At 42.4% G+C, this 12100-nt stretch carries 7 protein-coding genes and 1 CRISPR repeat array (1 of these 8 running past the window's edge); all 7 genes read left to right on the top strand.

Annotated elements, in window-relative coordinates; genetic code table 11:
• The first annotated feature begins 297 nt into the window (after positions 1-297).
• The 7 genes from NST70_RS13950 (at position 298) to cas2 (ending at position 8381) form a co-directional block, all read left to right on the top strand.
• Complete coding sequence (locus tag NST70_RS13950) at positions 298-2724, top strand: CRISPR-associated helicase/endonuclease Cas3 (RefSeq protein ID WP_026684589.1); 2427 nt, start codon at positions 298-300, stop codon at positions 2722-2724.
• Positions 2725-2921: 197 nt separating this feature from the next.
• Positions 2922-3641 carry a type I-C CRISPR-associated protein Cas5c gene (gene cas5c / locus NST70_RS13945; protein WP_035183662.1) on the top strand — a complete coding sequence of 240 codons (720 nt, stop codon included), beginning with the start codon at positions 2922-2924 and terminating at the stop codon, positions 3639-3641.
• Positions 3642-5522, top strand: coding sequence for a type I-C CRISPR-associated protein Cas8c/Csd1 (gene cas8c, locus NST70_RS13940; RefSeq protein WP_061577465.1), 1881 nt, complete (start codon positions 3642-3644; stop codon positions 5520-5522).
• A 23-nt stretch (positions 5523-5545) separates the two neighbouring features.
• Complete coding sequence (gene cas7c, locus NST70_RS13935; RefSeq protein WP_026684592.1) at positions 5546-6406, top strand: type I-C CRISPR-associated protein Cas7/Csd2; 861 nt, start codon at positions 5546-5548, stop codon at positions 6404-6406.
• Positions 6396-7052, top strand: coding sequence for a CRISPR-associated protein Cas4 (gene cas4, locus NST70_RS13930; protein ID WP_026684593.1), 657 nt, complete (start codon positions 6396-6398; stop codon positions 7050-7052). The genes cas7c and cas4 overlap by 11 nt, the downstream gene beginning before the upstream one ends.
• Complete coding sequence (gene cas1c, locus NST70_RS13925; protein WP_061565731.1) at positions 7049-8080, top strand: type I-C CRISPR-associated endonuclease Cas1c; 1032 nt, start codon at positions 7049-7051, stop codon at positions 8078-8080. The genes cas4 and cas1c overlap by 4 nt, the downstream gene beginning before the upstream one ends.
• Before the next feature lie 10 nt (positions 8081-8090).
• Positions 8091-8381, top strand: coding sequence for a CRISPR-associated endonuclease Cas2 (cas2, locus tag NST70_RS13920; RefSeq protein WP_026684595.1), 291 nt, complete (start codon positions 8091-8093; stop codon positions 8379-8381).
• 168 nt (positions 8382-8549) lie between these two features.
• Positions 8550-12100: a CRISPR direct-repeat array (repeat unit 32 nt; unit sequence GTCGCTCCCTACATGGGGGCGTGGATTGAAAT) (it continues 894 nt past the right edge of the window).

Genomic DNA, 12100 nt, shown 5'->3' with positions numbered 1-12100 from the left:
TTTGCTGACGCCCTAAACAAAGTTTTCGCAGCTTTCAGCAAGGATGCTTCAGGCCTCCCGATTGCGAGGCTTTCCCTTCCCCGGGAGATGGCTGGGTGTATAAAAGAGAATTTGCGCATACCTGGTTGGAGCTTTCCCAGCCTGGTGGCGACCGATATGTAAGAAAACCCCCCGCGGTTATTTGGCTGCGGGGGGTTTTTGGGATGGGAGGGGCGGTTAATAAATGGAAATTTTTATTTTTATTCAAAAAGTAATTCCGATTATTGTTATATAATGGAGGATGAAAGGAGGAAAATCATGGAGTACATTGCGCATATTCGGGAAAGCGACAAGAAGGTACAGACAGTTGAAGAACACTTATTGGCAGCAAAGGAATTAGCTGAAACTTATGGAGAAAAGATTGGTGTGAAGCACATAACCGGGCTTGCTGCTCTGCTTCACGATCTGGGGAAATATACAAGTGCATTCCGCAATTATGTTTTGGAAGCGGTAAACAACCCTGATCATCCGCCAAAAAGAGGAAGCGTAGACCATTCTACCGCCGGAGGAAAGCTTTTATTCAAAATGTTCCATTCAGGAAAAGCCAGCCCTCATAAAGCATTATTAGCTGAAATTGTGGGTAATGCAATCATTTCTCACCATTCTTATTTGCAGGATTTTATCAGCCCGGAAATGGACCTAAAGTATTTAAACAGAGTTGATAGTAAGGAAATTGACGAATTTGAAACGGCAAAAGAAAATTTCTTTGAAAAAGTCATGAGCCCAACACGCTTTTCCAGTTATGTAAATCAGGCTGAAATTGAATTGAAGAACTTTATTATGAAAGACGCATCGAAAACGCTCACACATAAGATGATGTTTTTAACGAAGTATATTTTCAGTGCATTAATTGATGCTGACCGGACGAATACGAGATTGTTTGAGGAAAATAAACCAGAAAAAGAACAATTTTCGGTTTCAAAGTTGTTTAATCAATACTATGAAAAACTGTTACTTACTTTAGACAGTTATAAGGAAAACTCGAGCGCTAATGCCCGTATCAATCGATTAAGATCCGAAATGTCCGAGCAATGCGATGCCTTTGCCGAGAAACCGTCTGGTATTTATACGCTTTCGATCCCGACAGGAGGAGGAAAAACTTTTGCCAGCCTGCGATACGCATTAAAACATGCCCAACTTTATAACAAAAAGCGTATCATTTATATCGTGCCTTTTACAACAATTATCGAACAAAATGCTGAGGAAGTGCGGAAAGTTTTGCAAGACGATGTAAATATTCTTGAGCATCATTCAAATGTCGTCGAAGATGCTGATGAGAATGATGAACAACAGGACGGAATAATGAGTGTGCAGCAAAGACTGAAACTTGCAAAGGATAATTGGGATGTTCCGATCATTTTTACCACGATGGTGCAATTTTTAAATGTATTTTATGCGAAGGGAAGTAGAAATATTAGACGCCTTCACAATATGAGTGAAGCGGTGCTAATCTTTGATGAAGTGCAAAAAGTTCCGGTGCCTTGCATTTCCTTATTCAATGAAGCACTAAATTTTTTAAAAACATATTGCCATTCCAGCATTCTGCTTTGTACGGCAACCCAGCCGGCATTAAATTATGTTGAACATCAATTACAGGTCAGCCCAAATCCGGAGATTATCCGTGGTCTGGATAACGTAATAGACGCCTTTAAAAGAGTTGAAATTGTTGACAGGGCAACTGATGAAACCTTTAACACCGAAAAGCTTGCAAACTTTATTGAGAAAAGAATGACGGAGGTTTCCAGTGTTCTGGTTATATTGAATACCAAGGGTGTTGTAAAAAAATTATATGAACATTTAAATTCAAACGATAATAATATCAACATTTTCCATTTAAGTACGTCTATGTGTGCAGCCCACCGTAATCAAATTTTAGAAGAGGTAAGGCACTGTCTGGATGCCGGTAAAAAAGTAATATGTGTAAGCACCCAATTAATTGAGGCGGGTGTTGATGTGAGCTTCGAGTGTGTCATCCGTTCCTTAGCCGGTCTGGATTCAATTGCACAGGCGGCAGGACGTTGCAATCGGCATGGAGAGAAAGAGACCGGTTTTGTATATGTGATCAACCATGAAGAAGAAAATTTAAGCAGGCTTCCGGAAATAAAAAAGGGAAAAGAGACTTCAAAGCGAATTTTTATCGATTTAAAAAATACACCATCTATCTATAATGGAAATGTTCTGTCTATCCAAGCAATGGAAAAATATTTTAAAGAGTTTTATACAGCGTTTGATGCAAATTTAGATTACAATGTTCCGTCTCTTCAGAAGAATATGGTGGAAATGTTAACAACTGATCCCAACAACTATAGTTATGTGAGGGCTTATTGCAGTAATACGAAAAAGAAGTATCCCTTGTTCTTAAGCAGCAGTTTTTATACAGCTGCAGAAAAATTTCGTGTGATAGATGATAAGACAACTTCCGTTATTGTTCCATTTGGGAAAGGAAATGACGTAATAGCCGAATTAAGCAGCAACGCAACCATTGAAGATCTCAGCAAACTCATGAAAAAGGCACAACAGTACACTATTAACCTTTACAGCCAGGAACTTGGAAAGCTTGAAAGAAATGGCGGAATCATAAGTTTGTTTGACGGTAAAATATTGGCTCTCAAAGAAGGTGCATATGATCATGAATTCGGTTTGAATGTGGAGAATGACAGCGAATTGGATTTTTTGTCAATTTAAAAACCTATCATAACAGATAGGTTTTTAAATCATATAATATATATTTCAATCCGCGCTTTACCAGCGACTATATTATCATAACACAAAAAGGGAAAGAAAAATTTTTTCATATAATATATAATTAATTATTGACTTAAAAAAAGGCACATTGTATACTGAATTTATCAAAACAGCCAAAAAATGAGAGGAGGGGAAAAATGAGGAATTCTATTGAATTTGAGGTATATGGCAAATATGCTTTGTTTACTGATCCGTTGACAAAAATGGGAGGTGAAAAATTATCCTACCAAATACCGACCTACCAAGCGCTAAAGGGGATAGTCGAATCGATCTACTGGAAACCTACTATTCTAATGATAATTGATGATTTGCGTGTGATGAATCCTATCAAGATGGAGTCTAAGGGTGTCAGGCCGATTGAATACAACGGCGGCAATACACTGGCAAATTACACATATTTGCGTGATGTGCGTTACAAAGTGAGGGCTCATTTCATCTTTAACCCACACAGGCCGGATTTGGCATTTGATCGTAACGAACATAAGCATCATAATATTCTGAAACGATCCTTGAAAGCTGGCGGAAGAAGAGACATTTTCCTTGGCGCCCGGGAGTGCCAGGGTTATGTGGAACCCTGTGTATTCGAGGAAGGTGAGGGTTACTATGACCAAACAGAAGAAGTGTATTTTGGAACAATGGTTCACGGCATAAATTATCCAGATGAAACCGGCCGTAATGAAATGGAAGTCAGATTGTGGAACCCTGTTATGAAAAATGGTGTAATCCATTTTATCCGGCCGGACGAATGTAAACTGGTGAGAAGAGTTGCAGAAATGGAAATGAAAGCCTTTACCAAGGATAATGTGGAGTCTGCCGATGTGCTTTTAAAAGAACTAGAGAGGGGAGGGGAATTGTGAGTGAGCTGGTTACTAAACTTATATGAGACTTATCAAGCGAATGAAGAGCAGGTCGGGAAAATTGAAAAGAAAAGAAATGATCAGGAGTACACGCTTCTTCCGGTTTCACATACCACACAAACTGCACATTTAGAAGTGCAGGTAACGGAGGATGGAAATTTTTATTATGCGGAGGTAATTAATGATAAAAAGGATGCGGTTACATTAATCCCGTGCACAGAAGAATCATCCAGCCGTGCCGGTAAAAAAATAGCTCCTTACCCATTGCATGATAAATTGATTTATGTAGCCGGCGACTTTGTGGCTTATGGAGGAAAAATAGAAGAGCCTTTCTCTTATTATATTCAACAATTAGGTGAGTGGGCAAATTCTCCGTTTAGTAATGCGAAAGTGCAGAGTATCTATGCATATTTAAAAAAGAAACAGTTAATCCACGATCTTGTAGAAGCGGGAATTTTGTTTTTGGATAACAACGGGCAGTTAATTGATAAATGGGACAGTAAGTATGGTGATAAGCCTCCATTATATTCAACAGTTACAGGGAGTGTTGAGAGCGCTTTTGTAAGGTTTACTGTTTATTCGCCCGAAAAAATCCTGACCAAAGTATGGAAAGATCCGGAAATGTACGAATCATTTATAAAATTTTACAATCAACATTTAAGTGACCGGGATCTTTGTTATGTAACGGGTGAATTTTTGCCAAGCACAGAGAGGCATGCTAATAAAATCAGAAATTCCGGAGATAAAGCCAAACTGATATCTGCGAATGACTCAAGCGGGTTTACGTACAGAGGGAGATTTACTGAAAGCAAACAAGTGGCAAGTATTAGTTATAAAGCATCGCAAAAAGCTCATAATGCGCTGAAATGGTTGATCAACAAGCAGGGAAAAATAATCGATAACAGAGTATTTCTTGTATGGGAAAACGGCGGAAATGAAGTGCCGTCAGTCACCGAAGATTCATATGACATTACTAGTCTCGATCCTTTTGCGAATGGAAACAATCCAAAAATAGCTTTTACAAACCAGGAATTTGCACGTGAATTTTCTAAGGCAATGGATGGATATAAAAGCAATCTTTCGACTGAAGCCAGTATTAATATTTTGGTTTTAGATTCGGCAACAACCGGAAGAATGGCTGTCCTTTATTATCGAAATTTAAATAAAGAGATTTATTTTGAAAATTTGGTAAAATGGCATACAACTTGCGCCTGGCTCCACCGTTATCGAAAAAATGAGGACAACCAGCCAATTTTATTTTTTGGTGCGCCTGCAACAAAAGATATCGCGTTCGCGGCGTATGGTCCGAATGCAAGCGATAAAGTTGTAAAAGGTTTAATGGAAAGAATGCTTCCGTGTATTGTGGAAGGGAGAAGAATCCCAACAGATATTGTCAGAAGTGCCCTTCGGCGTGCATCTAATCCGGTTGCTCTGGAAAAATGGGAATGGGAAAAAATATTAAGCATTGCTTGTGCACTGATTAATAAAGAGGAGGGATATAATTTGGCACTTGATAAAGAAAATAACAACCGCGATTATTTATTCGGAAGGCTGCTGGCCATTGCGGATGTATTCGAACGAAATGCTTTGGATTCCGGCGAAAATCGTGCTACCAATGCCATCCGATATATGAATGCATTTTCACAGCATCCTGCACGCACTTGGGGAACGATCCAGGCCAGTTTGCAGCCATATCAAGTCCGTCTGGGAAAAAAAGGGACTTACTATGCCATGTTAATAGATGAAGTCGCTTCTAAACTTAAATATGAGGATTTTAATGACAGGCCTTTATCGGGTAAGTTTTTGCTCGGCTTTTATAGCCAGCGCTATGATTTATATCAGAAGAAAGAAACCAATACTGTGGGACAAACTAAAGAATAAAAAGATTGAGAGGAGACTAAACTATGTCAGCTTTAGATCATAAAATTGATTTTGCCGTTGTGTTGTCTGTTACAAAAGCGAACCCGAATGGTGACCCGTTAAATGGGAATCGTCCGCGCCAAAATTATGATGGTTACGGGGAAATTTCTGATGTTGCGATTAAACGCAAAATCAGAAACCGTCTACAAGACATGGGCGAATCAATTTTTGTGCAATCAAACGATCGAAAAAATGATTCGTACAACAGTTTAAAAGAACGGGCGGATGCGAATCCGGAATTGAATAAGATTTTTAAGTCCAAAGACGGATCAGGTGAAACTTTTGCTGCTATCGCATGCCAAGAGTGGATTGATGTCCGCAGTTTCGGCCAAGTATTTGCATTTAAAGGATCCGGCAATAAAGGTGTATCTGTAGGGGTAAGAGGCCCTGTTTCAATCCATACTGCTACCAGTGTATCCCCAATTGATATTACAAGCATGCAAATTACCAAAAGTGTAAACTCTGAGCCTGGTAAAGACCGGGGTTCCGACACTATGGGAATGAAACACCGCGTAGACTTTGGTGTCTATGTATTATATGGGAGTATCAATCCCCAGTTAGCTGAAAAAACAGGATTTTCCAATGAAGATGCTGAAAAAATCAAGCAGGCCTTAGTCACGTTATTTGAAAATGATGCTTCTTCTGCACGTCCTGAAGGGAGCATGGAAGTCAAAAAAGTGTATTGGTGGGAACACCAGTCCAAATTGGGTCAGTATTCGTCGGCGAAAGTGCATCGGTCATTAGCTGTTACACCACTTGTGGATAATCCTAAAACGTTTGAGGACTATGAAATTACTTTAAATGAATTGAGCGGTTTAAAGGTTGACGTCATCGATGGCATTTGATGAAGATGAATACTTAATGTTGTCGGGTATTCAACATTTTCAATTTTGCAAGCGGCAATGGGCATTGATTCATATAGAGCAAGCGTGGGAAGAAAATGTAAGAACGGTTGAGGGGCAAAATATCCATCAAAAAACGGATAGCCCCTTTATCCGTGAAAAGCGAGGTAGTAAATTAATTGTCCGGGCAATGCCAATTAAATCAAATGAATTGAAATTGACTGGAATATGTGATGTTGTTGAATTTGTGAAGGATAAGAATGGCGTTGAAATTTATGGGAATGAAGGAAAATATATTCCTTATCCGGTTGAATACAAACGCGGCAAACCGAAAAAGAATGATTCGGATATTTTACAGCTTGTTGCGCAGGCGATGTGTCTTGAGGAAATGCTTCTATGTGAGGTTAACAAGGGCTATATTTTTTATAACGAAATCAAACGCCGGATTGAAATTCCGATAACCTTGGATGAAAAAAATAAAGTTAGAAAGATTGCTGCTGAGATGCAAGATTACTATCAACGCCGTTATACGCCAAAAGTAAAAACCGGCCCCTTCTGCAACCAATGTTCCCTCCAGAATATTTGTTTGCCGAATATCATTCGTAAACGTGCTGTTTCCAGTTATATAGAAGGGAAGATAAATGAGTGAAAAAACTCCTGAACACTTTATTTATTACGCAGCCGGAAGTTTATTTATCCTTGGATGGAGACAATATTGTGCTTTTAAAAGAGAAGGAACAATTGGGGCGACTGCCACTGCACAATTTGGAATCGGTCGTTGCTTTTGGCTATACAGGGGTCAGCCCTGCCTTAATGGGGTATTGCGCCGAAAGGAATATTTCTCTCATTTTCTTTACAATGAATGGCCGCTTTCTTGCCAGAGTAATTGGTAAAAGCAGGGGAAATGTTGTTTTGCGAAAAAAACAATACCGTATCTCAGATGATGAAATCGCTTCGGTTCAAATTGCCAGGAATTTTATTATCGGGAAGATATACAACCAAAAATGGATTCTTGAAAGAATGACAAGAGATTATCCGTTGCGTATTGATGTTACGCAATTTAAGGATGTTTCCCGGTTTTTATCCGCCATTATCAAACAGGTCAGACTATGCGATAGTTTAGAAACATTGAGGGGGTTAGAAGGACAGGCTGCCATCAATTACAATAAATTATTTGACCAAATGATTCTACAGCAAAAAGATGATTTTTTCTTTCATCACCGTTCACGCCGGCCGCCTTTGGATAACGTGAACGCCATGTTGTCCTTTGCTTATACATTACTGGCAAATGACACAGCTTCCGCACTGGAAGGAGTAGGTCTTGATGCCTATGTTGGATTTATGCACCAAGACAGACCGGGCAGGGTTTCACTTGCTCTGGACTTAATGGAAGAATTAAGAGGTGTGTATGCGGACCGTTTTGTACTTTCATTAATCAATACCAAGGTAATCAATAAAGATGATTTTTTAAAAAAGGAAAATGGAACCGTCATTATGACAGATGAAGCAAGAAAAAAGTTTCTAAAAGCTTGGCAAAATAAAAAACAGGAAAAGATTACTCATCCGTTTCTTGGAGAAAAGATTTCATGGGGACTGGTTCCCCATGCACAAGCTCTGTTGTTGGCCCGGTTTTTAAGAGGAGATTTAGATGAGTATCCTCCTTTTCTGTGGAAGTAGGTGGAAAATTTTGCTTGTTGTCATTACTTATGATGTGAGTACTTTGACCGGAGCAGGGCAGAAGAGGTTAAGAAAAGTAGCGAAAGTTTGTCAAAACTATGGCCAGCGTGTCCAGAATTCCGTTTTTGAGTGTTTCGTTGATGCAACACAATTTGCCTCTTTGAAGATTGAACTGTCTAATATTATTGACCCAGATGAAGATAGCCTGAGATTTTATCAGTTGGGAAACAACTATAAAAATAAAGTAATGCATATCGGGGCAAAACCATCTTTGGATTTAGAAGACCCCTTGATCTTTTAGTGCGAAGGTGTAGTGCACACGATTTTCCCGTGTGTTCGCACCAATATGCTAACCAATATTTTACATATATTGGTTAAATGTGGAAAAATAGTCCTTTGTTTATCAGAGGAAATGGCGAAATTTGGTTGTTTTAAAAACGTACATTCGCCTTTTTGACCAAATTCCGCTGTCGCTCCCTACATGGGGGCGTGGATTGAAATGATCACTGCAATTTTATCTTTTATATAAGCTGTTGTCGCTCCCTACATGGGGGCGTGGATTGAAATATTAGATTCCACCTTTTGATACCTCTTTCATGTGGTCGCTCCCTACATGGGGGCGTGGATTGAAATAGCCAAAATTTTCAAAAAGTTTACGAAGGGTGGGTCGCTCCCTACATGGGGGCGTGGATTGAAATATAAACAAACGCCAGGGCCGGGAATTTATCGTGTCGCTCCCTACATGGGGGCGTGGATTGAAATCAATCCCGGTCTTTCACGGGCCCGTAAATCTGCGTCGCTCCCTACATGGGGGCGTGGATTGAAATCTTAACGGCATGCTCGACAATCGCAAATGCCTCGTCGCTCCCTACATGGGGGCGTGGATTGAAATAATATCCGCCAACTGCGCGGTAACGTCCGCATGGTCGCTCCCTACATGGGGGCGTGGATTGAAATAACGATTGTAAGGCAAAGGACTAATGTTATCATGTCGCTCCCTACATGGGGGCGTGGATTGAAATTGGGATTCGTCAAGTAACAAATACGTATGGTTCAGTCGCTCCCTACATGGGGGCGTGGATTGAAATGGCTTGTCGTATAGTATCTCCATCAAGCGCGCTGGTCGCTCCCTACATGGGGGCGTGGATTGAAATCGCGATAGCCTTGTCGATATACCATTTCGCTTTGGTCGCTCCCTACATGGGGGCGTGGATTGAAATGAAGGCATCACGAAAGTGCTGCGGAATGAACTCGAGTCGCTCCCTACATGGGGGCGTGGATTGAAATATTGAGCAAAGCGATAGCAAAGGCGTGCTGTTCTGTCGCTCCCTACATGGGGGCGTGGATTGAAATATTACGATCGGATTAACCGGCCCGTGGTCGAAGTGTCGCTCCCTACATGGGGGCGTGGATTGAAATATATACGCTTGCGCCTTACGAAGCCATTACGAAGGTCGCTCCCTACATGGGGGCGTGGATTGAAATGCAAAGTACGGGATTAACGGCATCTGGGACGCAGACGTCGCTCCCTACATGGGGGCGTGGATTGAAATCATACTTGAAAATAGAAGGATTATCATTGAAAATGTCGCTCCCTACATGGGGGCGTGGATTGAAATCTGTACTGAATCATTACGACAATCGAAACAATCAGGTCGCTCCCTACATGGGGGCGTGGATTGAAATCGTCCAGGGCTCGACTTCGACGACCGCCTGCCGTGTCGCTCCCTACATGGGGGCGTGGATTGAAATCCGCCTAGATGCCATTAACGAGCAGCGAATAGACGTCGCTCCCTACATGGGGGCGTGGATTGAAATATAAAAGTTACGTATGGTATCGTCAATCTACATCGTCGCTCCCTACATGGGGGCGTGGATTGAAATCGTTAAATCCATATCGTCTAGGTGCTTTCCGTAAGTCGCTCCCTACATGGGGGCGTGGATTGAAATCAGGCTTTTACAGATTCGGCGTGGAGACCACCAAGTCGCTCCCTACATGGGGGCGTGGATTGAAATGTACCATTTTAAAAGATGGCGAACCATGGTTTGTGTCGCTCCCTACATGGGGGCGTGGATTGAAATTCTGGAGATGCCGGAAAAGCAACTGACACAGCGCGTCGCTCCCTACATGGGGGCGTGGATTGAAATACCATCAATCTCTACAACATCATCCCCAGCCAAAGTCGCTCCCTACATGGGGGCGTGGATTGAAATACTAGGAAAATTGCAATGAGATATGATGTTGATTGTCGCTCCCTACATGGGGGCGTGGATTGAAATAACGATTGTAAGGCAAAGGACTAATGTTATCATTGTCGCTCCCTACATGGGGGCGTGGATTGAAATTTTTCCGTGGATCTCGTTGTGACACTTGATACAGGTCGCTCCCTACATGGGGGCGTGGATTGAAATCTCTCCCATGTACTTTAAAATAAATGCCTCTCTCGTCGCTCCCTACATGGGGGCGTGGATTGAAATAAACGCGGTGGATTTGCAACATATGAAAGAGCGGTCGCTCCCTACATGGGGGCGTGGATTGAAATAGCATGCGCCGTCCGACCGTCCAATGTTGTCCCCGTCGCTCCCTACATGGGGGCGTGGATTGAAATCTGTACCTGCGGCATACTGCGGAATAGATCTTAGTCGCTCCCTACATGGGGGCGTGGATTGAAATAGTACAGGAACTAATATGCTTAAATTTTTTAATGTCGCTCCCTACATGGGGGCGTGGATTGAAATCAAGATTCCACGGCGGATCGACAAAAATCATATCGTCGCTCCCTACATGGGGGCGTGGATTGAAATCCGCCTAGATGCCATTAACGAACAGCAAATAGACGTCGCTCCCTACATGGGGGCGTGGATTGAAATTTTAAAGGCCGCAAGGGTTAACGCCGGTCTTAAACGTCGCTCCCTACATGGGGGCGTGGATTGAAATATTTTTAGACGGTTTATACGGCCCGTAGAAGCTAGTCGCTCCCTACATGGGGGCGTGGATTGAAATCGCAAGGTACTCATATCGATCTGTCACCTGCGGAGTCGCTCCCTACATGGGGGCGTGGATTGAAATTTCATGGGATAAACGATTAATAAAGGGTGCTCAGTCGCTCCCTACATGGGGGCGTGGATTGAAATATCGACAGTAGTGTCATAATCCGTCAAAAGTCCCGTCGCTCCCTACATGGGGGCGTGGATTGAAATTAGGTCTTTTTGCAGTGTCTCCCGCCAGATATCCGTCGCTCCCTACATGGGGGCGTGGATTGAAATGTTGAATGCCTCGTTGTGCTAGAACTTGATCTACGTCGCTCCCTACATGGGGGCGTGGATTGAAATAATATCAACAAGAATGGGAATCCTGGTTTAATACGTCGCTCCCTACATGGGGGCGTGGATTGAAATCCTGTATAAAGTTTGCGCCAGCAGGCATGGGATGGGTCGCTCCCTACATGGGGGCGTGGATTGAAATGATTCCGACATAGAGCTGGTGCTAGGGTCTGGACGTCGCTCCCTACATGGGGGCGTGGATTGAAATAAAGTCCGCCATACGTACTGCTGAGTCCTCTGTGTCGCTCCCTACATGGGGGCGTGGATTGAAATTATTGGATTTTTTAATGTACCAATTCGGTCAATGGTCGCTCCCTACATGGGGGCGTGGATTGAAATTAGGTTTTCGGTCGTTCCGCATACAAAACAAAATGGTCGCTCCCTACATGGGGGCGTGGATTGAAATATAGCCTCTCGCGCACATTCTACCGGGTCTGCAGTCGCTCCCTACATGGGGGCGTGGATTGAAATAAGCGATGCGGAAAGCACATCTTTGTCGGTATAGTCGCTCCCTACATGGGGGCGTGGATTGAAATTCTGGTCGTCTCCGTAGGGCTGGCATAAGCGCTGGTCGCTCCCTACATGGGGGCGTGGATTGAAATTATTAAAATTGAAAGAGGAACCAAAGCAACCGAGTCGCTCCCTACATGGGGGCGTGGATTGAAATCCCACGCCAATGTTGCTTGCAATTTTATA

Source organism: Weizmannia sp. FSL K6-0777, from assembly GCF_038593185.1.
Classification (GTDB): Bacteria; Bacillota; Bacilli; order Bacillales; family Bacillaceae_C; genus Weizmannia; species Weizmannia faecalis.
Note: the sequence above shows the minus strand (reverse complement) of the source record. Positions and strands in the feature narration are given on the sequence as shown.

Coding starts and splice junctions, on each gene's coding strand:
- NST70_RS13950 (WP_026684589.1), top strand. CDS start 298: ATGGAGTACATTGCGCATATTCGGGAAAGCGACAAGAAGGTACAGACA.
- cas5c (WP_035183662.1), top strand. CDS start 2,922: ATGAGGAATTCTATTGAATTTGAGGTATATGGCAAATATGCTTTGTTT.
- cas7c (WP_026684592.1), top strand. CDS start 5,546: ATGTCAGCTTTAGATCATAAAATTGATTTTGCCGTTGTGTTGTCTGTT.
- cas4 (WP_026684593.1), top strand. CDS start 6,396: ATGGCATTTGATGAAGATGAATACTTAATGTTGTCGGGTATTCAACAT.